The sequence below is a fragment of the Pseudomonas sp. zfem002 genome (assembly GCF_032621685.1).
GTDB lineage: Bacteria > Pseudomonadota > Gammaproteobacteria > Pseudomonadales > Pseudomonadaceae > Aquipseudomonas > Aquipseudomonas japonica.
This window is the reverse complement of sequence record NZ_JAVYJH010000014.1, coordinates 162,804-189,453: the sequence shown is the minus strand read 5'-3', so window position 1 is coordinate 189,453 and position 26,650 is coordinate 162,804. Positions and strand designations below refer to the sequence as shown.

The 26,650-nt window shown below is 66.0% G+C and carries 22 protein-coding genes; 11 read left to right on the top strand and 11 right to left on the bottom strand.

Going from position 1 to position 26,650, the window contains the following annotated elements; all coding sequences use genetic code 11:
- Positions 1-20 precede the first annotated feature (20 nt).
- Positions 21-1,430, bottom strand: a complete 1,410-nt coding sequence (gene ccoG, locus RTI28_RS17505; RefSeq protein ID WP_316921628.1) for a cytochrome c oxidase accessory protein CcoG — start codon at positions 1,428-1,430, stop codon at positions 21-23.
- 121 nt (positions 1,431-1,551) lie between these two features.
- Positions 1,552-1,791 (bottom strand): DUF3203 family protein, encoded by a 240-nt coding sequence (locus RTI28_RS17500; protein ID WP_316921627.1) that lies wholly within the window; start codon positions 1,789-1,791, stop codon positions 1,552-1,554.
- Positions 1,792-1,935: 144 nt separating this feature from the next.
- On the opposite strand from RTI28_RS17500, the gene RTI28_RS17495 reads away from it, so the two are divergent.
- The gene (locus tag RTI28_RS17495) at positions 1,936-2,451 is read left to right on the top strand and encodes an MgtC/SapB family protein (RefSeq protein ID WP_316921626.1); all 516 of its coding nucleotides are present in this window, start codon (positions 1,936-1,938) and stop codon (positions 2,449-2,451) included.
- A gap of 573 nt (positions 2,452-3,024) precedes the next feature.
- Here RTI28_RS17495 and RTI28_RS17490 read toward each other — a convergent pair.
- The 3 genes from RTI28_RS17490 to RTI28_RS17480 form a co-directional block, all read right to left on the bottom strand.
- Positions 3,025-3,924, bottom strand: a complete 900-nt coding sequence (locus tag RTI28_RS17490; protein ID WP_316921625.1) for a hydroxymethylglutaryl-CoA lyase — start codon at positions 3,922-3,924, stop codon at positions 3,025-3,027.
- 23 nt (positions 3,925-3,947) lie between these two features.
- Positions 3,948-4,349, bottom strand: a complete 402-nt coding sequence (locus tag RTI28_RS17485) for a MerR family transcriptional regulator (protein ID WP_042125551.1) — start codon at positions 4,347-4,349, stop codon at positions 3,948-3,950.
- Between the two features lie 203 nt (positions 4,350-4,552).
- On the bottom strand, positions 4,553-5,212 hold the full coding sequence (locus RTI28_RS17480; RefSeq protein WP_316921624.1) for an HAD-IA family hydrolase: 660 nt from the start codon (positions 5,210-5,212) through the stop codon (positions 4,553-4,555).
- Between the two features lie 80 nt (positions 5,213-5,292).
- Here RTI28_RS17480 and lexA point away from each other — a divergent pair, with 80 nt between their 5' ends.
- From lexA to RTI28_RS17460, 4 genes are read left to right on the top strand one after another with little or no spacing between them, the layout of a single operon-like run.
- Positions 5,293-5,910: a transcriptional repressor LexA gene (gene lexA / locus RTI28_RS17475; RefSeq protein ID WP_042125548.1), complete on the top strand. Its 618-nt coding sequence runs from the start codon at positions 5,293-5,295 to the stop codon at positions 5,908-5,910.
- A complete protein-coding gene (gene imuA / locus RTI28_RS17470) occupies positions 5,910-6,527 on the top strand; it encodes a translesion DNA synthesis-associated protein ImuA (RefSeq protein WP_316921623.1) in 618 nt (205 codons plus the stop codon). The genes lexA and imuA overlap by 1 nt, the downstream gene beginning before the upstream one ends.
- A 6-nt stretch (positions 6,528-6,533) precedes the next feature.
- The gene (locus RTI28_RS17465) at positions 6,534-7,955 is read left to right on the top strand and encodes a DNA polymerase Y family protein (RefSeq protein WP_316921622.1); all 1,422 of its coding nucleotides are present in this window, start codon (positions 6,534-6,536) and stop codon (positions 7,953-7,955) included.
- The gene (locus RTI28_RS17460; RefSeq protein WP_316921621.1) at positions 7,931-11,029 is read left to right on the top strand and encodes an error-prone DNA polymerase; all 3,099 of its coding nucleotides are present in this window, start codon (positions 7,931-7,933) and stop codon (positions 11,027-11,029) included. The genes RTI28_RS17465 and RTI28_RS17460 overlap by 25 nt, the downstream gene beginning before the upstream one ends.
- 3 nt (positions 11,030-11,032) lie before the next feature.
- Here the strand turns inward: RTI28_RS17460 and RTI28_RS17455 are convergent, their stop codons facing one another.
- Both RTI28_RS17455 and RTI28_RS17450 read right to left on the bottom strand, forming a co-directional pair.
- Positions 11,033-11,854 carry an aldo/keto reductase gene (locus tag RTI28_RS17455; RefSeq protein WP_316921620.1) on the bottom strand — a complete coding sequence of 274 codons (822 nt, stop codon included), beginning with the start codon at positions 11,852-11,854 and terminating at the stop codon, positions 11,033-11,035.
- Positions 11,855-12,003: 149 nt separating this feature from the next.
- Positions 12,004-12,900 (bottom strand): LysR family transcriptional regulator, encoded by an 897-nt coding sequence (locus RTI28_RS17450; RefSeq protein WP_316921619.1) that lies wholly within the window; start codon positions 12,898-12,900, stop codon positions 12,004-12,006.
- Positions 12,901-13,032: 132 nt separating this feature from the next.
- On the opposite strand from RTI28_RS17450, the gene RTI28_RS17445 reads away from it, so the two are divergent.
- The gene (locus RTI28_RS17445) at positions 13,033-13,731 is read left to right on the top strand and encodes a CoA transferase subunit A (RefSeq protein WP_316921618.1); all 699 of its coding nucleotides are present in this window, start codon (positions 13,033-13,035) and stop codon (positions 13,729-13,731) included.
- A gap of 37 nt (positions 13,732-13,768) precedes the next feature.
- On the top strand, positions 13,769-14,425 hold the full coding sequence (locus RTI28_RS17440) for a CoA transferase subunit B (protein WP_316921617.1): 657 nt from the start codon (positions 13,769-13,771) through the stop codon (positions 14,423-14,425).
- A gap of 208 nt (positions 14,426-14,633) precedes the next feature.
- Here RTI28_RS17440 and RTI28_RS17435 read toward each other — a convergent pair whose 3' ends face one another.
- Positions 14,634-15,560 carry a LysR family transcriptional regulator gene (locus tag RTI28_RS17435; protein WP_316921616.1) on the bottom strand — a complete coding sequence of 309 codons (927 nt, stop codon included), beginning with the start codon at positions 15,558-15,560 and terminating at the stop codon, positions 14,634-14,636.
- A gap of 138 nt (positions 15,561-15,698) precedes the next feature.
- On the opposite strand from RTI28_RS17435, the gene RTI28_RS17430 reads away from it, so the two are divergent.
- Positions 15,699-16,928, top strand: coding sequence for an acyl-CoA dehydrogenase (locus RTI28_RS17430; RefSeq protein ID WP_316921615.1), 1,230 nt, complete (start codon positions 15,699-15,701; stop codon positions 16,926-16,928).
- Between the two features lie 60 nt (positions 16,929-16,988).
- Here RTI28_RS17430 and RTI28_RS17425 read toward each other — a convergent pair whose 3' ends face one another.
- The 3 genes from RTI28_RS17425 to xthA all read right to left on the bottom strand — a co-directional run bounded on the left by RTI28_RS17425 (position 16,989) and on the right by xthA (position 20,335).
- Positions 16,989-17,984 (bottom strand): TerC family protein, encoded by a 996-nt coding sequence (locus tag RTI28_RS17425; RefSeq protein ID WP_316921614.1) that lies wholly within the window; start codon positions 17,982-17,984, stop codon positions 16,989-16,991.
- Between the two features lie 152 nt (positions 17,985-18,136).
- The gene (locus RTI28_RS17420) at positions 18,137-19,426 is read right to left on the bottom strand and encodes a phosphate ABC transporter substrate-binding/OmpA family protein (protein ID WP_316921613.1); all 1,290 of its coding nucleotides are present in this window, start codon (positions 19,424-19,426) and stop codon (positions 18,137-18,139) included.
- A 96-nt stretch (positions 19,427-19,522) separates the two neighbouring features.
- Positions 19,523-20,335, bottom strand: a complete 813-nt coding sequence (gene xthA / locus RTI28_RS17415) for an exodeoxyribonuclease III (RefSeq protein WP_316921612.1) — start codon at positions 20,333-20,335, stop codon at positions 19,523-19,525.
- A gap of 170 nt (positions 20,336-20,505) precedes the next feature.
- Here xthA and RTI28_RS17410 point away from each other — a divergent pair, with 170 nt between their 5' ends.
- The 3 genes from RTI28_RS17410 (at position 20,506) to RTI28_RS17400 (ending at position 26,642) form a co-directional block, all read left to right on the top strand.
- Positions 20,506-21,156, top strand: a complete 651-nt coding sequence (locus tag RTI28_RS17410) for a GNAT family N-acetyltransferase (protein ID WP_316921611.1) — start codon at positions 20,506-20,508, stop codon at positions 21,154-21,156.
- Positions 21,157-21,222: 66 nt separating this feature from the next.
- Positions 21,223-22,965 carry an autotransporter assembly complex family protein gene (locus RTI28_RS17405; RefSeq protein ID WP_316921610.1) on the top strand — a complete coding sequence of 581 codons (1,743 nt, stop codon included), beginning with the start codon at positions 21,223-21,225 and terminating at the stop codon, positions 22,963-22,965.
- Positions 22,962-26,642: a translocation/assembly module TamB domain-containing protein gene (locus RTI28_RS17400; RefSeq protein WP_316921609.1), complete on the top strand. Its 3,681-nt coding sequence runs from the start codon at positions 22,962-22,964 to the stop codon at positions 26,640-26,642. The genes RTI28_RS17405 and RTI28_RS17400 overlap by 4 nt, the downstream gene beginning before the upstream one ends.
- The last annotated feature ends 8 nt before the right edge of the window (positions 26,643-26,650 follow it).

Below are 26,650 nucleotides of genomic sequence, written 5' to 3'. Positions count from 1 at the left end.
GGGCAACGCAGTGTAGGGGATCAGCGGTTCAGCGGCGCAACGAAACGGCTGCGGGCGACGCTGCGAATCGCTGGCTGGTCGCTGTCCACCAGTTCGAAATCCAGCTCCAGGGAACTGCTGGCGGGGCGATCGGCGAGCATCGCCACCGAGACCGGCACCTCGGCCATTTCCCCGGCGGGGATGCTGAAGCGTGTCTTGCCGTGCAGTTCGAAGCCCTCGGCGTCGAGCAGGCGCAACTGGTATTCCTGTGGCTGCTGGGTCTTGTTGATGACCTTGAGGATGTAGATGTTCTCGATCTGGCCCTGGGCGTTCTCGCGGAACAGGCCGCGGTCCTTGATCACGTCCATGGAGACCATCGGGCGCTCGTGCAGGGCGATGACCAGGGCGCCGATCATCACCACCAGCACCGTGACGTAGCCGAGCAGACGCGGGCGCAGCCAGTGGGTGCGGCCACCCTGCAGGGTGTGCTCGGACTTGTAGCCGATCAGGCCGCGCGGGTAGTTCATCTTGTCCATGATGCTGTCGCAGGCATCGATGCACGCCGCGCAGCCGATGCATTCCATCTGCAGGCCGTCGCGGATGTCGATGCCGGTGGGGCACACCTGCACGCACATCTGGCAGTCGATGCAGTCGCCCAGGCCCTTGGCGTGGTGGTCGACTTCCTTCTTGCGCGGCCCGCGGGTTTCGCCGCGGCGCGGATCGTAGGCCACGGCCAGGGTGTCCTTGTCGAACATCACGCTCTGGAAGCGCGCGTATGGGCACATGTGCATGCACACCGCCTCGCGCATCCAGCCGGCGTTGATGTAGGTGGCGCCGGTGAAGAACAGGATCCAGAACAGGCTGACGCCACCGGCCTGCAGGGTGAACAGCTCCTCGGCCAGGGGCCGGATCGGGGTGAAGTAGCCGACGAAGGTCAGGCCGGTGAGCAGGCTGATGGCCAGCCACAGGCTGTGCTTGACGGCGCGGCGGGCCAGCTTGTTCGGGCCCCAGGCTGCCTTGGCCAGCTTCATGCGCTGGTTGCGGTCGCCCTCGGTGACCTTCTCGCACCACATGAACAGCCAGGTCCAGGTGCTCTGCGGGCAGGTGTAGCCGCACCACACCCGTCCGGCGAAGACGGTGATGGCGAACAGGCCGAAGGCGCAGATGATCAGCAGGGCGGAAAGGAGGATGAAATCCTGCGGCCAGAAGGTCGCGCCGAAGATGTGGAACTTGCTTTCCGCCAGGTCCCAGAGCACTGCCTGGCGACCGTCCCAGTCGAGCCAGGCGGTGGCGAAGAACAGCAGGAAAAGGAAACCCGCGCCACCCAGGCGCAGGTTGCGGTACAGACCGGTGAAACTGCGGGTGTAGATGTGTCCGTCGCTGCTGGCGGCCTTCTTCTTGTGGGACGGCTCGGCAACTTCGACGATCTGGACAGGGATGTGTTCGCTCATGGTTCGTCGCTCATCAGGCCTCGATCAGGCCAGAACACTATGGCGACCCATCTGTTTGCATAACAGGCTCAGGTATTTGTCGAAAAACCGTATCAGATGCCTCTGGAAATGCCCCGGGGCCTTAGATTATCGAGCCCGGAACGCTGCTCTTCAGATGCCTGCGACCATCCACCGCACCCGCCACGGTCAGTGCGTCGGCCTCGGCTTCGGTGATCGGCACGCGCTTGCCGGCCAGTTCCGCGACCGACATGCGCAGGTGCTCGTCGGTCAGCACCTGCACTTCCTCGGCGGCGCCTTCGATATTCAGGTCTTCGCCGATCAGCGTGCAACGGCGGGTCTGTTCGTCGATCTCGATGGGCATGGCGTGATCCTCGTCACGGGGGGCTTACCGCTTGTGACCGCAGCGCGGCGCGGGTTGCCCCCGGCAACCGATCAGCGGTCGCGTCGCACTTTGCCGGGGCGCCCGTTGTCCATCGTCTGACTTCCCTGACAATGGACGATGACCATGGACGCCTGGTGGCACGAAGTGTGGGTGACCCTGGTGGCGGAATTCGCCGATATCACCGATGCCAAGCAGTTGACCCAGGTCTCGGTGCGACTGCTGATGGCGGCGCTGCTGGGCGCGGTGCTGGGCTTCGAGCGGGAGATGAAGGGCAAGGCCGCCGGCGTGCGCACCCATATGCTGGTGGCGATCGGCGCGGCGCTGTTCGTCCTCGTGCCACGCATGGCCGGGGTCGACGATGCGGCGCTGAGCCGGGTGGTGCAGGGGATCGTCGCCGGCATCGGCTTTCTCGGCGCCGGCACCATTCTCAAGGGCCACGATCAGGACGCCAGTCACGTCAAGGGCCTGACCACCGCGGCCGGGCTGTGGATGACCGCCGCCATCGGCGTTGCCGCCGGCATGGGCCGCGAGGCCACGGCGCTGTTCAGCACGGTGCTGGCGCTGGTGGTGCTGGGCGTGATGCCCTGGGTGGTGGACTTGCTGGAGGGGAAGGAGGAAAAGCGGGACGAGGGTGGCTGAAAAAGGCCGGAATGCACTGAGGGGAGCCGAAGCTCCCCTCAAAGATTGTTGCGTGCTCTTTTTTTGTTATTGGAGGGCGGTCTATTGTTGTTTTTGGCAACCGTTGCCTCTTTGGTGCTTGTGCGATCCCCATCCGGGATCAAGAGCAAACGTATTTTTTTGAGCGCTGATCGACCTTCATCATTGCTGATCCAACCGTGACGGGCGCTACCTTGAGGTAGTTTTATTGTTCTCTGCCTGGTTGCGGGGCACGCCCCCGAAAAGTCATCCACTTCAAAAAAATCAGTTAGCTTCGTCTCTGCCGTATTGTTCTTGTTGTGTCAGATCCGTTACGTCTTGTTTTTATTGGGTTTGCCGCATTTTTTATTCTTGTTGTGCCAGAGATATAGCAGGTGCCGTGCCAACTTTTCAAAACCCAATGAAATCAAGGGTTTGACCGGTTGGAGAAAAATTCTGGCACGGGAAAATCCGCTGATTTGTTTCCGTGTTACCCGGTTTTTCCCTGGGAAGTGTGAAGGCGGTAACACTTTGTGACCTCACGCGAGGTGTTACCGCCACGTTTCAGCCGCGGATTCAGCAGGCGTTGCGCGCACGCGCTACACGGGAGCCGGTGGTGCGTCCGAGCACCAGACTGATGCGCTGGCCGGCTTCGATGAGCTTTTCCAGGTCAATGCCGGTCTCGATACCCAGGCCTTGCAGCATGTACAGCACGTCCTCGCTGGCGACGTTGCCGCTGGCACCCTTGGCGTACGGGCAGCCGCCGAGGCCGGCGACCGAGCTGTCGAAGACGCTGATGCCTTCCAGCAGGCTGGCATACACGTTGGCCAGGGCCTGGCCGTAGGTATCGTGGAAATGCCCGGCCAGCTGCGGGCGCGGCACCTGGGCGCCGACCACGTTGAACAGGTGGCGGGTCGCGCCCGGGGTGCCGGTGCCGATGGTGTCGCCGAGGGAGACTTCATAGCAGCCCATCTCGTACAGTTCGCGGGCCACCGCGGCGACCTGGACGGCATCCACCTGGCCCTCGTAGGGGCAGCCGAGCACGCAGGACACGTAACCGCGCACCCGCACACCGTGCTGGCGCGCGGCGTCCATGATCGGCACGAAGCGTTGCAGGCTCTCGCTGATGGAGCAGTTGATATTGCGCTGGGAGAAGGACTCGGACGCAGCGGCGAACACCGCCACTTCCTTGACCCCGGCACCCAGCGCGTCCTCGAAGCCGCGCATGTTCGGGGCCAGGGCGGCATAGGTCACCCCGGGCTGCTGGCGGATGCCGGCGAAGACCTCGGCCGAGCCGGCCATCTGTGGCACCCACTTGGGCGAGACGAAACTGCCGACTTCGACGTAGGACAGGCCGGCGGCGGTGAGGTCGTCGACCAGGCGCACCTTGTCGGCGACGCTGATCGGTTGGGCTTCATTCTGCAGACCGTCGCGAGGACCGACTTCGACCAGACGAACTTTGGCGGGCAATGGCATGGCGTGGGGTTTCCTGATGGGGCTCAATGGCCGTTGTTCTGTTTGTTCAGGGTGGCCGTCAGCGCTTGCATGCAGCGCTCCTCGGCGGTGTCCAGTTCCAGCTGCATCTGCTGGATGTCGAGCAGTTGCTGTTCCAGCTGGGCGCGGCGTTCGGCGATCTTCGCCAGCATGCTGTTGAGCTGCTTGGTGTTGCCCCCGCTGGGGTCGTACAGCTCGATCAGTTCGCGGCATTCGGCGAGAGAGAAACCAATGCGCTTGCCGCGCAGGATGAGTTTCAGGCTGACCTTGTCGCGGGCCGAGTAGATGCGCTCCAGGCCGCGGCGTTCAGGGCTGAGAAGCCCTTGTTCCTCGTAGAAACGGATCGCCCGGGTGGTGATGTCCAGCTCGCGGGACAGGTCGGAAATGCTGTAGGTCTGGCTGCTCATGGGGGACTCTGGGGGAAGGCAATGGGCCTAACCTAAAGCCAGGTTGACGTTTACGTCAAGGTGATTGACGGGGCAGGTTCGCGCTTCATCGCTGGCAAGCCGGCTCGCACAAGGCTCTGCGCTGTTTTCTGTAAGCGCTGGGGGCCCTGTGAAGCTGGCCGGGTGGCGTTCCGCTTGCCAGCGATGAATGGGTCAGGCGAAAACTATCTTTCGCCCATCCGGGCAATCACTTCCCACAACCGCGGATCCTCGAAATCCTCCACCGTCAGGCTCGCTCCCGCGGCCATCAACGCCTGCGCCGACTGGCTGGTGGTCAAGCCCACGGTGAAGATCCCGGCGCCGCTGGCGGCCTTCACCCCGGGCACCGAATCCTCGAACGCCAGGGCCGTTTCGGCCCGTGCAGACAATCTCTGCAAACCGGTGAGATAGGGCAGTGGGTCCGGCTTGGCCCGGGCCAGTTCCTCGGCCACCAGCACAGGCTCGAAACGTCCCGTCAGCCCCAGCGCGGCGAGCATGTGCTCGGCATTGGCCCGCGGCGCATTGGTCACCACCGCCATGCCGATACGGCGGCCTTGCGCGTACTCCAGCAGGCGCAGCAGGCCGGGCGTCGGCTGCAGGGTTGGCGACAGCTCGCGAAAACGGGCCTCCTTGCGCTCGGCGAAGGCCAGATGCTCGCTCAGTGGCCGGTCCGGAAACAGGTAACGGCACAGGTCGGCATTCGCCCGTCCGCTGATATGCGCCTCGAATTGCGCCTCGGTCAGCGTGCGGCCGTCCTCGTGCAGCAGTTGCTGCATGGCCAGCAGATGGAGCTTGTCGGTATCGGCGAGGGTGCCGTCGAGATCGAAGAGCAGGGCGTCGAGCATGGGGAACATCCGGTAACAGTGACTGGCCATCATACCTGCCGATCGGCGGGGCTGGTCAGCGCGAACGGAAAAGAGTACAAATGTGCTCCATGACCAGACTCTCTCCCAAACGCAGCGCCATTCTCGCCTTCATCCGCGATCGCATCGCCGGAGAAGGGCGGCCGCCCAGCCTCGCCGATATCGCCCAGACCTTCGGCTTCGCCTCGCGCAGCGTGGCGCGCAAGCATGTCCAGGCCCTCTGCGAGGCGGGTTTCATTGAAGTCACCCCGAACCAGGCGCGGAGCATCCGTCTGGCCGGGCCCCTGCGTCGCCCCGAAGTGCTGGAGATCCCGGTGCTCGGCCAGGTCGCCGCGGGGCGGCCGATCGGTCCGGACGTGGATATCCACGAGCAGCTGATGCTGGATGCCCACCTGTTCAGCCGCACCCCCAGCTATCTGCTCAAGGTCCGTGGTGACTCGATGATCGACGACGGCATCCTCGATGGCGACCTGGTGGGCATCCGCCAGCAGGCCGAGGCCCGCGACGGGCAGATCATCGTCGCCCGCCTCGATGGCGAGGTGACCATCAAGCGCTTCGAACGCGGCGTCGGCCATTACCGCCTGCTGCCGCGCAACCCGGCCTATGCGCCGATCATCGTCGGCCCGGAGCGCGACTTCGTCATCGAAGGGGTGTTCTGCGGCCTGGTGAGGCGCGACTGATGGGCGCGGTGGTCAGCCTCGACGGGCTGCTCGACACCCGCAGGGTGTGGAAGGGCCGGCCGCTGGCCGAGGCGCATGGCCTGCAACCCACCGGGCATGCCGCGCTGGATGCCGTGCTGCCGGGGGGCGGCTGGCCGCCGGCGGCGCTCAGCGAACTGCTGCTGTCCGCCGAGGGCGCCGGCGAACTGCAGCTGCTCTGGCCCAGCCTGGCGCGCTTGAGCAAGGCGGGGGAGCGGGTGGTGCTGGTGGCGCCACCGTTCATTCCGTACCCGCCTGCCTGGCAGGCGGCGGGGGTCGACCTGCGCTGGCTGGCGGTGGTCGAGGCCGATGCCGGTGAAAGCCTCTGGGCCGCCGAGCAATGCCTGCGCTCCGGCAGTTGCGCCGCCGTGCTGTGCTGGCCGCAACGCGCCGACGACCGCGCCCTGCGCCGTCTGCAGGTGGCCGCGGAAACCGGCCAGGCCCTGGCCTTTGCCTGTCGCGACCAGGCCGCGGCGCTCAATCCTTCGCCTGCCGCCCTGCGTATCGCCATCGACACCCGGCCGGCGCAATGGCGGGTGCTCAAATGCCGTGGCGGACTGGCGCCAAACCGCCCGATCGCTGTCGGATACACGGGGTGAAGTGCCATGCTCTGGGCCTGCATCCTGTTGCCGCAACTGGCGCTCGACAGCGTCCTGCGTGGACGTGACGACGCCGACCAGCCGCTGGTCCTGCTCAGCGGTCCGGCCAATCGCCGGGTGCTGCAGGCGGTCAATCCGGCCGCCCGTGCCCTCGGCCTGCGCGCCGGCCTGAGCCTGACCAGCGCCCAGGCCCTGGCCCAGGGTTTCACCACGGTCGAACACGATCCCGCCGCCACCGAGCGCCAGCAGCGACTGCTCGCGGCCTGGGCCTACCGCTTCAGTTCCCAGGTCAGCCTGCATTACCCCCGGGCGCTGCTGCTGGAGGTGCAGTCCAGCCTTGCCCTGTTCGGTCCCTGGCCGCGTTTCGAAGCGCGCCTGCGCGAGGAGTTGCGGGCCCTGGGCTTCAGCCATCGCATCGTCCTGGCCAGCAATCCGGTGGCGGCGCGCATGCTGGCCAACGCCCATGATGGCCTCGCCGCCAGCGATCCCGAGACGACCCGCGGCGCCCTGGCGGCCATGCCCATCGAGCGTCTCGGGCTGCCGGCGGAAGCCGCCACGGCCTTCACCCGCATGGGCCTGCGTCGGCTCGACCAGGTGCTGGCACTGCCCCGCGACACCCTGGCCCGGCGTTTCGCCGCCGAGGTGCAGCTGCATCTCGACCGCCTGCTCGGCCTGCGCGCCATGGCCCTGGACTGTTACCTGCCGCCGGACCGTTTCGAGTCGCGCCTGGAGCTGAATTTCGATGTGGAATCCAGCCAGGCCCTGCTGTTCCCGCTGCGCCGGATGATCGAGGACCTGGCCGCCTTTCTCGCCGGACGCGATGCCGGGGTACAGCGCTTCAGCCTGTTCCTGGAGCATGCCGAAGGCGCCGACACCCTGCTGCAGGTCGGCCTGCTGGCGGCCGAACGCGAGGCCGGGCGGCTGCTGGAACTGGCCCGTGGGCGCCTCGAGCAACTGACGCTGCGAGCGCCCGTACGCAATCTGCGCCTGAGCGCCGAGGAACTGCCGGCCTTCGTGCCCCAGGCCGGCGAGCTGTTTTCGGCACGGGCCCAGCAACAGCAGAACTGGGAGCAACTGCGCGAACGCCTGCGCGCGCGTCTCGGCGACGACGCCGTGCGCGCCGTGGGCGTGGTGGCCGATCATCGTCCGGAATGCGCCTGGCGCAGCGCCGGTCTGCCTGCGGCGAATGCCGGTGGCTGCACGGCGCCGCGTCCCGGCTGGCTGCTGGATGAGCCCCGGGCGTTGCCGCTGAACGGCCTGCGCCTGCTGGCCGGGCCGGAACGCATCGAGTCCGGCTGGTGGGATGGCGGCGATGTGCGCCGCGATTACTACCTGATCGAGACCGCGTCCGGCCAGCGCGGCTGGGCCTATCGCCAGTTCGGTGACGACCGCGACAGCCCGCTGTGGCTGCAGGGCTGGTTCGCATGAGCGGCTATGCCGAGCTGCACTGCCTGTCCAACTTCAGTTTCCAGCGCGGTGCCTCCAGCGCCCTGGAGCTGTTCGCCCGGGCCAGGGACCAGGGCTACCAGGCGCTGGCGATCACCGACGAATGCACCCTGGCGGGGATCGTGCGGGCCTGGCAGGCCTCGCTGAAGACCGGCGTGACGCTGATCGTCGGCAGTGAAATGCGTGTGGAAAACGGGCCCAGGCTCGTCCTGCTGGTGGAGAACCTCAGCGGTTACCAGCACCTCTGCGCCTTGATCACCCGCGCCCGGCGCCGGGCGGAGAAGGGCAGCTATCGCGTGCTGCGCGAGGACTTCACCCAGCCCATGGACGGACTGCTCGCGCTCTGGGTGCCGGACGCGCCGGACGATCCCGCCCCCGGCCGCTGGCTGCGCGGGATCTTCGCCGAGCGCCTGTGGCTGGCGGTGCACCTGCACCACGGGCATGACGACCGCCAGCGCCTGCACGACCTGCTGCAACTGGCCCGCGAGCTGGACATCGAGCCGCTGGCCTGCGGCGATGTGCATATGCACAGCCGTGGACGGCGGGCCCTGCAGGACTGCATGACTGCCATTCGCCATCACACCACCGTCGCCGAGGCCGGGCATCGCCTGTTCGCCAATGGCGAGCGCCATCTGCGTGCCCTGGAGCAATTGAGGGCGCTGTATCCGCCGGCCTTGCTGGAGGAAAGCACGCGGATCGCTGCGCGTTGCCACTTCGATCTCAAGCGTGATCTCAAGTACCAGTACCCCCATGAAGTCGTGCCCGCGGGCTACGACGCTGCTGCCTGGTTGCGGGAACTGTGCGAGCGCCGTATTCCCGAACGCTGGCCCGGGGGTATCAGCGACAAGAACCGGATCGCCCTGGAACACGAACTGACCCTGATCAGCGAGCTCGGATACGAATCCTATTTCCTCACCGTCCATGACATCGTCCGCTTCGCCCGCGAGCGCGGGATTCTCTGCCAGGGGCGCGGTTCGGCGGCCAACTCGGTGGTGTGCTTCGTCCTCGGCATCACCGAGCTGAACCCAGGCACCACCAGCCTGCTGTTCGAACGCTTCCTGTCCCGCGAGCGCAACGAGCCGCCGGATATCGACGTGGACTTCGAGCACGACCGGCGCGAGGAAGTCCTGCAATACGTGTTCAACCGCTATGGTCGTCATCGCGCGGCGCTGACCGCCGTGGTCAGCACCTACCATGCCTCGGGTGCGGTACGGGATATCGGTCGGGTGCTGGGCCTGCCGCCGGACCAGCTGGGCGCCTTGTCCGACTGCTGCGGGCGCTGGAGCGATCGCGTGCCTTCGGCGGAGCGTCTGGTCGAAGCCGGCTTCGACCCGGACAGCCCGCTGTTGCACCGGGTGCTGACGTTGACCGGCGAGCTGATGGGTTTCCCCCGTCACCTGTCGCAGCACCCTGGCGGTTTCGTCATCAGCGAACAGCCGCTGGACAGCCTGGTACCGGTGGAGAACGCCGCCATGGATGAACGCACGGTGATCCAGTGGGACAAGGACGACCTTGACGCCGTCGGCCTGCTCAAGGTGGATGTGCTGGCGCTGGGCATGCTCAGTGCCTTGCGGCGCTGCTTCGATCTCTACCATCTGCACCGCGGGCGACGCCTGAGCATTGCCGGGATCCCCGCGGACGACCGGCCCACCTACGACATGATCAGCCGTGCCGACACCATCGGCGTGTTCCAGATCGAGTCGCGGGCGCAGATGGCCATGTTGCCGCGGCTCAGGCCGCAGGAGTTCTACGACCTGGTGATCCAGGTGGCGATCGTGCGACCGGGGCCGATCCAGGGGGACATGGTCCATCCGTACCTGCGTCGGCGTAACGAAGAAGAGCCGGTGGTTTATCCCTCGGAAGAGCTCAAGGCCGTCTTCAAAAGAACCCTGGGCGTGCCGCTGTTCCAGGAACAGGTCATGTCCCTGGCCATCGTCGCCGCCGACTACACCCCCGGCGAGGCCGATGAGCTGCGTCGCTCCATGGCCGCCTGGAAACGCCATGGCGGACTGGAGCCACACCGTATTCGCCTGACCGAAGGCATGCTGCGCAATGGCTACGACCTGGAATTCGCCAACCGCATCTTCGAACAGATCAAGGGCTTCGGCAGCTACGGCTTCCCCGAATCCCACGCCGCCAGTTTCGCCCTGCTGACCTACGCCAGTTGCTGGCTCAAGTGCCATGAGCCGGCGATCTTCGCCTGCGCCCTGATCAACAGCTGGCCCATGGGCTTCTACAGTCCGGACCAGATCCTCCAGGACGCGCGTCGCCACCAGATCGAGATCCGCCCGGTGGATGTGCGGCACAGCCACTGGGATTGCACGCTGGAGCCGGGGGCGGGCGGGGCGCTGGCCCTGCGTATCGGGCTGCGGCAGATCCGCGGTTTCCGCCAGGAGGATGCCGAGCGCCTGGTCCGGGTGCGGGAGGCGCGGGCCTTTCGTGATGTCGGCGACCTGTGCCTGCGCGCCGAACTGGATGGCCGCGCCCGCGACCTGCTGGCCGATGCCGATGCGCTGTCGGCGCTGGCCGGACACCGTTACCAGGCGCGCTGGGAAGTGGCGGCGGTGCAGGCGCAACTGCCGCTGTTCGCCGCCGTCGAGCCGACCCCGGAAGTGGCGGTGCAACTGCCGGCGCCGAGCATTGGCGAAGAGCTGTTCGCCGACTACGACAGCGTCGGCACCACCCTCGGTCCGCATCCGCTGGCCTTGCTGCGCCGCCGCCTCACCGGCCTGGGTTGTCGCAGCTCGCGGGCGCTGGACGATGTCGAGCACGGCGACAGCATCAGCGTGGCCGGGCTGGTGGTCGGCCGGCAGCGCCCGCAGACCGCCAGCGGGGTGACCTTCGTCACCCTGGAGGACGAGTTCGGCATGCTCAACGTGGTGGTCTGGCGCGACCTGGCCGAGCGCCAGCGGCGGGTGCTGGTGGGGGCGCAGCTGATGCAGGTGAGGGGCAAGCTGGAGTTCGCCGATGGCGTGCGCCATCTGATCGCCCGCCGCCTGGAGGATCTCAGCCCGTTGCTACACGGGCTGAATGTGCGCAGCCGGGATTTTCACTGAGGTTCAGACCATGGCCAGGCGCTGCTTGCGGGTCGGTGGCGCAAATGCCTGGTCCAGCTCGCGCAGGTCTTCGTCCGTCAGCTGCAGGCGGCCCGCCGCGGCATTGAGCTGGACATGGCGGGGCTCCACCGCCTTGGGAATGGCGATCACCCCGTCCTCGCGGGTGACCCAGGCCAGGCTGACCTGGGCCGGGGTGACGCCGTGGCGTTCGGCGATCCGCGCCAGCACCGGGTGGCGCAGCAGGCGCCCGGCCTGGGCCAGCGGACAGTAGGCCATGACCGGCACCTGCTGCGCGCGGCACCAGGGCAGCAGGTCGAATTCGATGCCGCGCTGTTCCGGGTTGTACAGCACCTGGTTGGTGGCGCAGGCGGGGTTGGCCAGTTCGCGCATGTCGTCGGTGTCGAAGTTCGAGACGCCCCAGCGGCCGATCTTGCCGGCCTCGCGCAGGCGCTCGAAGGCTTCGACGGTTTCCTCCAGCGGGTACTGGCCGCGCCAGTGCAGCAGGTACAGGTCGATCTGGTCGCTGCCGAGGCGCTTCAGGCTGCGTTCGCAGGCGGCGATGGCAGCCTGGCGGCTGGCGTTGTGCGGATAGACCTTGCTGACCAGGAAAACCTGGTCGCGGCGGCCGACCAGGGCTTCGCCGAGCACTGCCTCGGCACCGCCTTCGGCGTACATTTCCGCGGTGTCGATCAGGGTCAGGCCGAGGTCGATGCCCTGTTGCAGGGCGGCGACTTCGCGACGGCGCTGGCCGGGGTCCTCGCCCATGTTCCAGGTGCCCTGGCCGATGACGGGGACCTGGTGGTTGCCCAGTGTTGTATTCCTCATCTATGAAACTCCTCCTGAATTTTCGCTGTGGCTGATGGCCTCATCGCAGGCTTCGCCAGCTCCCACAAGGTTCGCGGTGTACGCGGTTCCTGTGGGAGCTGGCGAAGCCTGCGATAGGGCCCGCAATCACAACACAACCAGAAACTGATTCAGCTCAATGCCGGGGCCGTCACTTCGGTCACCAGCACATCCAGCACCGCCTGCGCCGCCGCCGACAGCTTGTGACCCGCCAGCATGGTCACGCCGATCCGCCGCTCGATACTCGGCTCCACCAGGGCCACGCACTGCGCTCCCAGTTCACGCATCTGCCCGATGCACAGGGCCGGCACCGCACTGACCCCCAGGCCATTGGCGACCATCCGGCCAATGGTAGACAACTGATGGCTTTCGAAGGCCACCGCCAGCTTGCCGTGGTCCGCCGCCACATGCCGTTCCAGCAGCAGGCGTACCGCCGACGGGCGCTGCAGGGCGATGAAATCCTCGCGCAGCAGCTCCTTCCAGCTGACCTGGGCCTGCCCGGCCAGCGGTGAATCCCTGGGGACCACGGCCACGAAACGGTCCAGGTACAACGGCCTGAACAGCAACGGCTCGCCGGCCTCCGGCTCGAAACCGATACCCAGCTCGACCCGGCGGTGACGCACCAGTTCCAGCACCTGTTCGTTGATGACGTCGTGCACCGTGACATTGACCCGCGGGTAGCGCTCGCGGAACAGCTTGAGCACCGGTGGCAACAGGTTGCCGGCGAAGGCCGGCATGGCGGCGATGGACACCCGGCCCAGTTGCAGGGTGAAGCGCTGGCGCAGCAGTTCCTCGGTGTTGTCCCAGTCTGCCAGCAGTTGCCGCGCCAGCGGCAGCAGCACTTCGCCCTCCGGAGTCAGGCTGACGCTGCGGGTGGTACGGCTGAGCAGGGCGCCGCCAAGCTGCTCTTCGAGACTCTTGATGGTCAGGCTCAGGGCCGGTTGCGACAGGTGCAGGTGCTCGCAGGCCTGGGCGAAGCTCTGGCAGGTGGCGACAGCGACGAAGGCACGCAGTTGTTTGAGGTTCATGGGATTGTTTTGAATTCCAAATCAATCAATGAGAAAAACAAAATTAACAAATCAGTCGAGTCAGGTGAAGATGCGCGTCAGACGCTTCCCGACAGCTCGTCGGGCTCCTACAACGACAACAAGGCGGATCACATGGCCGGACTGGACAAGCGCGTAGCAACCTATGAACAGGCCCTCGAAGGCCTGACCGACAACATGACGGTACTGGCCGGCGGTTTCGGTCTGTGCGGCATCCCCGAGAACCTCATCGCCGAGATCAAGCGCCGCGGCGTCAGCGGCCTGACCGTGGTGTCGAACAACTGCGGCGTCGACGGTTTCGGTCTCGGCGTGCTCCTGGAAGACCGCCAGATCCGCAAGATGGTCGCCTCCTACGTAGGCGAGAACGCCGAGTTCGAGCGCCAGTTGCTCAGCGGCGAGCTGGAAGTGGAACTGACCCCGCAAGGCACCCTGGCCGAGAAGATGCGTGCTGGCGGCGCCGGCATTCCGGCGTTCTACACCGCCACCGGCTACGGCACCCCGGTCGCCGAAGGCAAGGAAGTCCGCGAGTTCAACGGTCGCCACTACATCCTCGAAGAAGCCATCACCGGTGACTTCGCCATCGTCAAGGGCTGGAAGGCCGACCACTACGGCAACGTGGTGTACCGCAACACCGCGCAGAACTTCAACCCGCTGGCCGCCACCGCCGGCAAGATCACCGTGGTCGAGGTCGAGGAAATCGTCGAGCCGGGCGTGCTGCTGCCGAGCGAGATCCATACCCCGGGCATCTATGTCGACCGGGTCATCGTCGGCACCTTCGAGAAGCGCATCGAAAAGCGCACCGTCAAAGCCTGACCCGTCCCCGCACAAGAACAACGAAGAGATCCTGACCATGGCACTTACCCGCGAACAAATGGCCCAGCGCGTCGCCCGCGAACTCAAGGACGGCTACTACGTCAACCTCGGCATCGGTATCCCGACCCTGGTGGCCAACTACGTCCCGGCGGATATGGACGTGATGCTGCAATCGGAAAACGGTCTGCTCGGCATGGGCGAGTTCCCCACCGAAGGCCAGATCGATGCCGACATGATCAACGCCGGCAAACAGACCGTGACCGCCCGTCGTGGCGCCTCGATCTTCAGCTCCGCCGAGTCCTTCGCCATGATCCGCGGCGGTCATGTCGACCTGACCGTACTGGGTGCGTTCGAGGTCGATGTGCAGGGCAACATCGCCTCCTGGATGATCCCCGGCAAGCTGGTCAAGGGCATGGGCGGGGCGATGGACCTGGTGGCCGGTGCCGAGAACATCATCGTCACCATGACCCATGCGTCCAAGGACGGCGAATCCAAGCTGCTGTCGCACTGCAGCCTGCCGCTGACCGGTGCCGGTTGCATCCGCAAGGTGCTGACCGACCTGGCCTACCTGGAAATCGAAAACGGCGCCTTCATCCTCAAGGAGACCGCGCCGGGGGTGAGTGTCGAGGAAATCATCGAGAAGACCGCGGGCAAGCTGATCGTGGCCGACGATGTGAAGGAAATGACCTTCTGATCCTTCTGGTGGTCTTGAGGGCCCTATCGCTGGCAAGCCAGCTCCTACAAGGTTTGTGTCGACCGGTGGGCCTGAGTACGGCACGGACCCTGTGGGCACTGGCTTGCCAGCGATAGCGCCCTCGAGGACACCAGACCATCCTGAGTAACATCACAATCGCGGNNNNAGGGAACCACGCATTCCCTGGCTCCGCGATTGTCCTTTGCGCCTACTGCTGCGCCTCGCGCTCATCCTGCGCCACCACGGCCTGGCACAATTCGATCATCTGCTCGCGCATCCAGCGGTTGGCCGGGTCCTGGTCGGTGCTTTCGTGCCAGTACAGATGGGTTTCCAGCGGCGGCACGTCGTTCACCGGCAGGCTCACATAGTTGAGGTTGTGCCGGCGGGCGAAACGCTCGGGCACGGTCATCACCATGTCGGTCTGCTGCATGACCTGCGAGGCCATCAGGTAATGCTGCGAGCGCAGGGCGATGCGCCGCTGCAGGCCCATCTTGCCCAGCGCCAGGTCGACATAGCCCAGGCCATTGCGCCGACTGGAAATATGGATGTGGGTCAGCCCCATGTACTCGTCGAGGCTGATCCTGTCTTTCGCCAGCGGATGGCCCTGGCGCAAGGCGCAGACGAACCGATCCTGTATCAGCTTGACGTGGCGTACCTGCGGGTCGGTGTTGAGCGGGGCGTCGACGGCGAAGTCGAGACGACCGGCGGCCAGTTCCTTGGTGGTTTCGCGGCGCTTGCACAGGAAACTCTCGATCACCACCGCCGGCGCCAGGCGGCGCAGGCGCTGGAACAGTGGCGGCAGGATCACCGCCTCGGTGAGGTCGGTCATGCTGATGCGGAAGGTCTTGTTCGCCTGCAGGGGGTTGAAGATGCGGCTTTCCTGCACCGACACGCGCAGCAGCGACAGGGCATTGCGCACCGGGCCGATGATGTTCTGCGCCATGGGCGTCGGCACCATGCCCTGGGCGGTGCGCACGAACAGCGGATCGTTGAACGTCTCGCGCAGCCGGGCCAGGGCGTTGGACACCGCCGGCTGGGTGATGCCGACGATCTGCCCGGCACGGGTCAGGTTGGCTTCGGTGTAGATCGCATCGAAGACGATGAACAGATTGAGGTCGACCTTGTTCAGGTTCATGGGCGCCACTCTTGTAGGTGTTATGGGTCGATCATATATCGCTTATGAATGTTTATACACGTCGAAAATAGACTAGGTGGATTTTGCTCGGTGATCTAGCATCCATTCCAGATCCCTTTCACACAGAAGGTACTGCTCATGGATTTCGCATATTCCCCCAAGGTCCAGGCCCTGCGCGAACGTGTCACTGCGTTCATGGACGCCTATGTCTATCCCGCCGAAGCGGTGTTCGATCAGCAGGTCGCCGAGGGTGATCGCTGGCAGCCGACCGCCATCATGGAAGAACTGAAGAACAAGGCCAAGGCCGAAGGCCTGTGGAACCTGTTCCTGCCGGAGTCGGAGCTGGGTGCCGGGCTGACCAACCTGGAATACGCGCCGCTGGCCGAGATCATGGGCCGCTCGCTGCTCGGGCCGGAGCCGTTCAACTGCTCGGCGCCGGACACCGGCAACATGGAAGTGCTGGTGCGTTATGCCAACGAGGAGCAGAAGCGCCAGTGGCTGGAGCCGCTGCTGCGCGGCGAGATCCGTTCCGCCTTCGCCATGACCGAGCCGGACGTGGCGTCGTCGGATGCCACCAACATGGCTGCCCGCGCCGTGCGCGATGGCGACGAGTGGGTCATCAACGGCCGCAAGTGGTGGACCTCCGGTGCCTGCGATCCGCGCTGCAAGGTGATGATCTTCATGGGCCTGAGCAATCCGGACAACCCGCGCCACCAGCAGCACTCGATGATCCTCGTGCCTACCGATACCCCCGGTGTGAAGATCGTCCGGCCGCTGCCGGTGTTCGGTTATGACGACGCGCCGCATGGCCACGCCGAAGTGCTGTTCGAGAATGTGCGGGTGCCTTACGAAAACGTGCTGCTGGGCGAGGGCCGCGGTTTCGAGATCGCCCAGGGGCGTCTCGGCCCGGGTCGCATCCACCACTGCATGCGTTCCATCGGCATGGCCGAACGGGCGCTGGAACTGATGTGCAAGCGTTCGGTAGAGCGCACCGCCTTCGGTCGTCCGCTGGCGCGGCTGGGCGGCAACATCGACAAGATCGCCGACTCGCGGATGGAAATCGACATGGCCCGCCTGCTGACCCTGAAGGCGGCGTACATGATGGACACCGTCGGCAACAAAGTGGCCCGCAGCGAAATCGCCCAGATCAAGGTGGTGGCGCCGAACGTGGCCCTGAAGGTGATCGACCGGGCGATCCAGATCCATGGTGGCGCCGGGGTCTCTGCTGACTTCCCGCTGGCCTACATGTACGCCATGCAGCGTACCTTGCGCCTGGCCGACGGGCCGGACGAGGTGCACCGGGCGGCGATCGGCAAGTACGAGGTGGGCAAGTACGTGCCGAAGGAGCTGCTGCGCAGCGGTCACTGAGTTCTGGAGAACGCCGCAAAACCCTGTGGGAGCGGGAACCCGCTCCCACAGGTTGGCTGATCAACTGTCCTTCTGCGGCACCTTCTCATCCCGCGTCCTGAACAACGACAGCAGCACCCCTCCCGCGAGCAAACCGAACGTCACCCCCAGCGACACCAGCGCCGGAATCTTGCCGATGAACCCGTGCAGGAAGATCTTTCCGCCGATGAAGATCAGCACCAGCGCCAGCGCGTACTTGAGGTAGACGAAGCGGTGCATCAGCGCCGCCAGGGCGAAGTACAGCGCGCGCAGGCCGAGAATGGCGAAGATGTTCGAGGTGTAGACGATGAACGGGTCCTGGGTGATGGAGAAGATCGCCGGCACGCTGTCCACGGCGAACACCAGGTCGGCCAGTTCGATCAGCACCAGGGCGAGGAACAGCGGCGTGGCGTAGAGCAGCGCCCGGGTCTGTCCGGGAGGCGTCAGGCGCACGAAGAAGTGTCCTTCGTGCAGGCGGTCGGTGACCCGCATGTGCTTTCTGATGAAGCGCACCAGCGGGTTGTTGGCCAGGTCCGGGTGGGCGTCCTGGCGGCTGAACAGCATCTTCACCCCGGTCACCAGCAGGAAGGCGCCGAAGACGTAGAGAATCCAGTCGAACTCCTTCACCAGTGCGCTGCCGACGCCGATCATGATCGCCCGCAGCAGCACCACGCCGAGAATCCCCCAGAACAGCACGCGATGCTGGTAGCGCCGGGGAATCCCGAAAAAGCCGAAGATCATCGCCATGACGAACACGTTGTCCATCGACAGCGACTGTTCCACCAGCAGGCCGGTGTAGAACTCCAGGGCACTCTGCGCGCCCAGCGCGTACCAGATCCAGCCGCCGAACATCAGGCCGACGCTGAAGTAGCCGGCGTACAGCAGCAGGCTCTCGCGCATTTCGATCTCGTGCTGGTCGCGGTGCAGGACCCCGAGGTCGAAGACCAGCAGGGCGATGACGATAACGATGAAGGCTAGCCAGAGCAGGCTGCTGGTGCCGAGGAATTCGCCGCTGAAAAAATCATGCAGAGCTGTCATGAGCCCCTCCCGATGTCGAAGAAGTGACTCCGACATGGCGGTTGGCGAACCGTCAGAGGGGCCCGGCGTCACAGGCTTGAGCCTAGTCGGGGAACGGCGCGGAAGGGGGATGAGAGCGTTACAAGGTCTTACAAGGCTTTCGGAATTTTCCTTCAATAAACCCAGGCTTCGACACGGCGATTGCGAATGCGCCCCTGGGTATCGGTGTTGGCCGCCACCGGCAGTTCCGCACCCAGGCCCATGACCTCGCGCAGCGTCACGCCCTGCCTGAGCAGTTCGCGGCGTACCGCCATGGCCCGCAGGCGCGAGAGCAGGAAGGCGCGGCGAGCGTCGTCCTTGGCGTCACCGAAACCCACCAGGACGACCTTGCGCTCCAGTTTGCGATTCTGCTTCAGGTAGTCCACCAGGCGTTGGATATCGCGCCGGGCCTTGTTGTCGAGGGTCGCGCTGCCTTCCTGGAAGCGGAAGTTGACCGACAGCCGCTGGGCCTCGCCGGACAGGCGCCGGTAGCTCGGCGGCATGTCGGCCTGGGGTGGTGCGCTGAGGGTGCGCACGCGCTGGTCGATGAAGCCGTTGCTGGCGACGATGGCCTGCCCGCGCGGGCTCTGGGTGAAATCCAGCAGGGCGCGGGCGAGGGGATTGCCTTGCGCCGGCGGCAGATAGAAATACAGGCGGCGGGACAGCGGGTAGTCCTCGCTGGCGACCTGCTCGGGGCTCGGCAGCAGGGCCCGCGAGGCGCCATCGGCGACCGCCAGGACCCGCGCGCCGTGCACCGTGCTCAGGCTGCTGAAACCGATGGCCTGGCGGTCGTGACGCACCGCCTCGGCCAGTTCCTCGCCGGACTCGAAGCGGCGGGCGCTGCTGGCCAGGCTCTGGCGATGCGGCTCGAGGACCAGGGCCTTGAAGGTTTCCCAGGTGCCGGAGCGATCGTCGCGGGCATACAGCTGGATCGGCCCGCCGCCGACGCCGAGTTCTTCCCAGGTGGCGATCTGCCCGGAAAAGATGCGCGCCAGTTGCTCGGTGGTCAGTTGCGGCAGGGGATTGTCAGGGTGCACCAGCACGGCGACCGCATCGAGGGCGATGACCTGCTCGGCGTCGGCGCTGGTCAGGTTGCCGAGGGCCTGGAGATCGGCCGCCTCGCTGTCCTTGATCGGTCGCGAGGCGGCGGCGAGTTCGGCAGTGCCTGCTTTCAAGGCGACGAAACCGGTGCTGCTGCCGTGGGCGGCGATGTCCACCTGGATGTCGCCGCCGCGGATCCGCACTTCGTTGGCCTGCGCCCCGGGTTCGCTGTGGATCTCGCTGATGCCGCGGCTTTGCAGCAGGCCGCGCACCAGTGCCGGTGCCAGCGTCGTGCCGATGGTGTTGGAGCCCTGGATACGCAGGGTATCGGCAACCGCCAGGGGCGTGAGCAGGGCCAGGAGCAGGGCACAGAGGCGGGTCATTGCCGTCGGGGACTCGCGAAACGAAGGTTTCGGCAGATTAAGACAGGCAGGTGACAGAAGTGTGACCGGGCCCGCAAAGCGGGCCCGGACAGGTAATCAGCTCAACTCGAGCCAGATCGGTGCATGGTCCGAAGGTTTCTCCATCCCGCGCAGCTCATAGTCGACCCCGGCCGCCTTGACCCGCGGCAGCAGCCCCTGGGAGGTCATGATCAGATCGATGCGCAGCCCGCGCTTGGGTTCGTCCTCGAAGCCGCGGCTGCGATAGTCGAACCAGCTGAACTGATCGATCACCTCCGGATACAGGTGACGGAAGCTGTCGGTCAGACCCCAGGCCTTGAGTTTCGCCATCCACTCGCGCTCTTCCGGCAGGAAGCTGCACTTGCCGGTCTTCAGCCAGCGCTTGGCGTTGTCCGGGCCGATACCGATATCGCAGTCTTCCGGCGAGATGTTGACGTCACCCATGACCACCAGTGGCTGGTCGTTCTTGAACTGGTTTTCCAGCAGGGCCTGCAGATCGGCGTAGAAACGCTGCTTGGCCGGGAACTTGGTGGGGTGGTCGCGGCTTTCGCCCTGGGGGAAGTAGCCGTTCATGATGGTCACCGGGGTGCCGTCGGCGTCGGCGAAGGTACCCCAGATGAAGCGGCGCTGGGCGTCCTCGTCGTCGGTATGGAAACCCTTGTGCAGGCTCAACGGTGCCTGGCGCGAGAGCAGGGCGACCCCGTAGTGGCCTTTCTGTCCGTGGTAATGCACGTGGTAACCGAGGGCCTGGACGTCCTCCAGCGGGAACTGATCGTCGGCGACCTTGGTTTCCTGCAGGCCGATCACGTCCGGCTGGTGCTTGTCGATCAACGCCGCCAGTTGATGCGGTCGGGCGCGCAGGCCGTTGATGTTGAACGAGACGATCTTCATGGAAGGGCAATCCTGGGTAAAAGGCAGGATGCTAGCCGACAAAGGCGCCATCGGCCAGTACCGAAGCGGCTGCCGATCCCCGCCTATACTGCATCCCGATCAGCAAGGAACGTTGGCGTCGCCCATCCCTCAAAAGGCAATGCCCAACCGCCATCAGGAGACCCGTGACCATGCCCGAATCGACCCCCGCGCCGGCTGAAGTGCGTCTGCTCGACGGCGGCTACAGCCGCGAGGCGCGCTCGCTGCTTTACCACGCCTATCGCCACGAACCCACCTACGGCTATCTGTTCGAGGCCGAACGGCTGGGCTTCGACCAGCGGGTAAGGGCGCTGGTGCGCGAGCGGGTTCGCCAGCATTTCCTCCAGGAGTTGCCGGCCCTCGGGCTGCTGGTTGAGGACCGCCTGATCGGCATCGCCCTGATCTCGCCGCCGGTACGCCGTCTCGGCGTCACCGAGAGCTGGGCCTGGCGCATGCGCATGGTCCTGTCCACCGGCTTTCGCTGCACCCGCCGCTACCTCGAATACCGCGCCGCACTTATGGCCTGCCTGCCCGGGGATGCCGTGCACATCCTGCCGTTGCTGGGCATCCATCCGCAGTTCCAGGGGCAGCACTACGGCGAGCAGCTGCTGGCGGCGGTGCACGACTGGTGCGCGGAGGATGAAACCTCCCGTGGCGTGGTCCTCGATACCGGCAATGAACATTACCTGGCGTTCTATCAGCGCCAGGGCTACGTGGAGATCGGCGAGGTGGCGGTCGGGCCGATCCGCGAACACCTGTTTTTCCATCCCAGTCCGCAGCGGATCGAGCGGGCACGGGCCTGACCGGGGCCGATGGCAGACGGCTTTCGACATGCAAGCCGCTGCCTGGCTCTGGTAGCATCCGCGCCTATGACGTATTCAGGACGCTTCACCTGTGGTTTGATCCTGTGCCTGGCCAGCAGTCTCGCGGCCGCGGCGCAGAGTGAACTGGTTATCCGCATCAAACCCGCCAACAACGCACTCAAGGCCAATGTCGAGGGCTATATCGGAAGCCTCGGCGAGCGCGACGAAGAGGCGCTGCTGCGCTTCAGCCGTGGCGCCGAGGAGCAGGCCCGCAAGGCCGCCCAGGCATTGGGCTACTACCAGCCGCAGATCGCCAGCGAGGTGTTGCCGCCGCGCGATGAAGACAAGGGCCCGCGCCTGCGTCTGACGATCGAACCCGGCGAGCCGATCCATCTGCGCAACGTCAGCGTGCGCATCGAAGGTCCGGCCAGCGAACTCAAGGCATTCCGCATTCCCGACAGCAAGGCGCTGCGCAGTGGCGAGGTGCTCAACCATGGGCATTACGAGGACGCCAAGCGGCTGATCCAGAACCAGGCCTCGCGCTACGGCTTCTTCAACGGCCGCTTCACCCGCAATCGCCTGTCGGTGGACCCGGCCGCCGGGGTCGCCGATATCGAACTGGTCTACGCCAGCGGCCCGCGCTTCACCCTCGGCAAGGTGCAGTTCGAGGGCGACTCGCCGTTCGACGAAGCGCTGCTGCAACGCATGGTGCCGTTCAAGGAAGGCACCCCCTACGACTCCGAATTGATCGCCGAACTGAACAACGCCCTGCAGTCCAGCGGCTACTTCGAAGGCGTGCGGGTCGATGCCGCGCCGACCACCGCGGTCGGCCAGCGCATTCCGGTGGCGGTCGACGTGCAGACCCGCAAGCCGCGGACGATGGGCCTGGGCCTGGGCTTCTCGACCGACGTCGGCCCGCGCGGCAAGGCCAACTGGACCCGCCACTGGGTCAATCCGCAGGGTCATAGCTACGGCATCGAGAGCGAACTGTCGGCGCCGCGGCAGAACATCGGGCTGTGGTACGACATTCCCCTGGATCCGCCGCTGACCGACAAGCTGCGTTTCGCCGGCGGTTATCAGAACGAAGAGATCGCCAACACCGACACCCTCAGCAAGCTGCTCACCGTCGGCCCGGAATGGCACAGCAAGCTGCCCAGTGGCTGGCAACGGGTGATCTCGCTGAAATGGCAGCGCGAGGAATATCGACTCGGCGACGACTCGGGATTGAGCACGCTGCTGATGCCGGGCATCAGCTACACCTATCTGCGCAGCGACAATCGCATCGACCCACACAATGGCTATCGCATCCAGTTCGATGCGCGCGTGGCCAAGGAGGGCCTGCTCTCCGACACCAACCTGTTCAACGGCACGGTGCTGCTCAAGGGCCTGACCACCCTCGGCCAGAACCATCGCTTTCTCGGCCGGGTGCAGTTCGGCGGCAGTGCCACCAATGGCTACAAGTCGGTGCCGCCGTCGCTGCGCTTCTTCGCCGGTGGCGACCAGAGTGTGCGCGGCTACGACTACCAGACCCTGTCCCCGGAAAACAGCGATGGCGATCGCATCGGCGGGCGCTACATGGTCGCCGGCAGCGCCGAGTATCAGTATCAGGTCGCCGATAAATGGCGCCTGGCGACTTTCGTCGACCAGGGCAATGCCTTCAACAACCTGGAGTTGCCCAGCCTCAAGACCGGGGTCGGTTTCGGCGTGCGCTGGATCTCGCCGGTAGGGCCGCTGCGCCTCGACCTGGCCAGGGCGCTGGATGACGACGGCGGTATTCGTTTGCACTTCTCGATGGGGCCGGAGCTGTGAGGCAGGTAATGAAAACCCTGGGCATCGGCCTGCTGGCCGTGCTGCTCATGTTGCTGCTCGGCATCGCCGTGGTGCTCGGCACCCAGACTGGCAGCCGTTGGGCGCTGGGGCTGGTGCCCGGGCTGACGGTGGACAACTTCCAGGGCCGTCTGGCCGACCGCTGGCAGGCCGAACGCTTGGTCTGGGAGCAGGGCGGCGATCGCGTCGAGCTGGTCGCGCCGCTGCTGGAGTGGTCGCCGGGCTGCCTGCTGCGGCGCACCCTGTGCCTGGACAAGCTGCACGCGGCGAATGTCGAGCTGGCCTTCGCACCCACCGAAACCGATCCGGACAGCGGTCCGTTGCAATTGCCCGCACTCGATCTGCCGCTGGCCATCGAGCTGGGCGAGGTGCAGGTCGGCACCTTGCGTCTGGACGGCGCCGAGCAATTGAGTGGCCTGACCCTGGCCGCGCACTGGACACGTGCCGGTCTGAAGATCGACAGCCTCGACCTGCGCCGCGAGGACCTGCACCTGACGCTCCAGGGCCTGCTGCAACCCAATGGTGACTGGCCGTTGCAAGCCGAGGGCCAGGTGCAACTGCCGGCTGTGGACGGCCAGGCCTGGCAACTGGCGGTGCAGGTCAAGGGCGAACTGCAGAAAAGCCTGGAGCTGCAGGCCGACAGCAGTGGCTACCTGCAGGGTCGCTTGAGCGGCCAGGTACAACCGCTGGCCGAGCATCTGCCGGCGCAGGTACACCTCAGCGCGGCGCAGTTCAAGGCTGTCGCCAGCCTCCCGGACACGCTGCTGTTCGAGCAACTGGAACTCACCGCCCATGGCGATCTGGCCAAGGGTTATCAACTGGTCGGCGCCGGCAACCTGGCGGCCAAGGACGGCCCGATCAACCTCGCCGTGCGTGGCCGGGTCGATGCAGAGGGCGCCGAACTGGCCGCCCTCGACCTGCACGCCGCCAACGAGCAACGCCTCGTGCTCAGCGCCAGCGCCGACTGGCAGAACGCCCTGACGGCCAGTGCCACCCTCGACTGGCAGGACTTTCCCTGGCTGCGCCTGTACCCGCTGGAGCAGCCGCCGCAGGTGGTGCTGCATCGCCTGAAGGCGCAGGTGCAGTACCGCGACGGCAACTACGAAGGCGATTTCAGCGGCGACCTCGACGGTCCCGCCGGTGCGTTCAAGCTGAGCAGCCCGTTCACGGGCGATCTCGGCCGGATCAGCCTGTCGCAGCTGGCCCTGGAGGCCGGGCAGGGCAAGGCCGCCGGCAGCGTCAGTGTGGCCTTCGCCGACGGTGTGGCCTGGGACGCGGCGCTGGAGCTGTCCAATTTCGATCCCGCCTACTGGCTCGTGGAAATGCCCGGCACCCTCGGCGGCCCGTTGCGCAGCAAGGGCGAGCTGAAGAACGACAAGCTTTCGCTGAGCGCCGACCTCGATCTCAAGGGCCGTCTGCGCGGCCAGCCCGCGTTGTTGCAGGTCAAGGCCGAAGGCGCGGGCGAGCAATGGACCCTCGGGACCTTGCAGGTGCGCCTGGGTGACAACCAGATCAACGGCAGTGGCAGCCTGCAACAGCGCCTGGCCGGACAGATCGACCTCAACCTGCCACGCCTCGGCCAGCTCTGGCCGCAACTGCAGGGGCGGGTCACCGGGCGTCTGGATGTCGCCGGTACCCTCGATGCACCGCAAGGCCAGCTCAAGTTGCAGGGTGCGCAACTGGTGCAGGCGGAAAACCGTTTGCAGAACCTCGATCTCGACGCGCGCCTCGACCGCGCGCAGAAGGCCGTGATCGACCTCACCGCCAGCGGTATCCGCGCCGGCGAGACTGCGCTGGGCACCCTCACCGCCAAGGGCCAGGGCGATATCCGCCAGCAGCAGTTGCAACTGGCCCTGGACGGCCCGCAGCTCAAGCTCGACCTCGGCCTGGACGGGCAGTTCGAGCGCAGCAAGGGCGATTGGCGCGGCCGTCTGGCCCGCGGCGCGATCCAGGCCGGTGGCCAGGACTGGCGCCTGCAGGCACCGGCCACCCTGCAACGCCTGGGCAATGGCCAGATCGATTTCGGCGCGCATTGCTGGCGCGCCGGGCAGGCCAGCCTGTGCGGCGATCCACAGCGCCTGGCGCCGGAGCCGCGGATTCGCTATCACCTCAAGCAGTTCCCGCTGGACAGCCTGGCGCAATGGCTGCCGAAGGACTTCGCCTGGCAGGGCCAGCTCAACGCCGATATCAATCTCGATCTGCCGGCCAGCGGGCCGAAGGGCACGGTGCAGGTGGACGCCAGCGGCGGCACCCTGCGTATCCGCGAGAAAGGCCAGTGGCTTGATTTCCCGTACCAGAGCCTGCGTCTGGACAGCACCCTCGGGCCGCGTCGGGTCGACACCCGCCTGGACTTTCGCGGTGACCGGCTGGGCGAGCTGAGCCTGTCGGCGCGTATCGATCCGCTGGCGCGCAACAAGCCGTTGAGCGGCGATTTCAACCTGCGCGGCCTGGACCTGGCGGTGGCCCGGCCGTTCGTGCCGATGGTCGAGCGCCTGGTCGGGCAATTGAACGGCAGCGGCAGGATTTCCGGCACGCTGCTGGCGCCGCAGGTCAATGGCAGCCTGGTGTTGTCCGGGGGCGAGGTCGGCGGCGCCGAATTGCCGATCAGCCTGCGCGACCTCAGCGTGCGCGCCATGATTGCCGGCGAGCAGGTGCAACTGAGCGGTGACTGGCGCAGCGGCGAAGTGGGTCAGGGGCAGTTGAGCGGCCAGATCGGCTGGGGCCGTCTGCTGATGGTGGACCTGGCCCTGCAGGGGCAGCGCCTGCCGGTCAATGTCGAACCCTACGCGGCGCTGGAAGTGGCGCCGGATCTGAAGATCAGCCTGCAGGGCGAGCGCCTGGCGGTCAGCGGCAAGGTCCTGGTGCCCAAGGGCAAGATCACCGTGCGCGAGCTGCCGCCGTCCACGGTCAAGGTGTCCGAGGACACGGTGATCGTCGGCCACCAGACCGAAGAGGGCAAGGCGCCGATGCAGGTGGCAATGGACATCGATGTCCAGGTCGGCCAGGAAAAACTCTCGTTCAGCGGCTTCGGTCTCAGCGCCAATCTGCTCGGTCATGTGCATATCGGCGACAACCTCGACACCCGCGGCGAACTGAGCCTGGCCGACGGTCGCTATCGCGCCTACGGCCAGCGCCTGACCATTCGCCGGGCGCGGTTGCTGTTCGCCGGTCCTATCGATCAGCCCTACCTGGATATCGAAGCGATCCGCAAGACCGACGACGTGATCGCCGGCATCCGCCTGACCGGCAGCGCCGAACAGCCGACTACCCAGGTGTTCTCGGAACCGGCGATGAGCCAGGAGCAGGCGCTGTCGTACCTGGTGCTGGGGCGTCCGTTGAGTACCACGGGCGAGGACAACAACATGCTGGCGCAGGCGGCACTGGGCCTGGGCCTGGCGGGTAGCGCGGGGATCACCGGCAGCCTGGCGTCGAGCCTGGGGATCGAGGACTTCCAGTTGGATACCGAGGGCAGCGGCCAGCGCACCAGCGTGGTGGCCAGCGGCAACCTGACCGAGAAGCTGAGCCTGCGCTACGGCGTTGGCGTGTTCGAGCCGGCCAACACCATCGCCTTGCGCTATCTGCTGAGCAAACGCCTGTACCTGGAAGCGGCCAGTGGCCTGGCCAGCTCCCTGGACCTGTTCTACAAAAGGGATTTCTGAGGGACTGC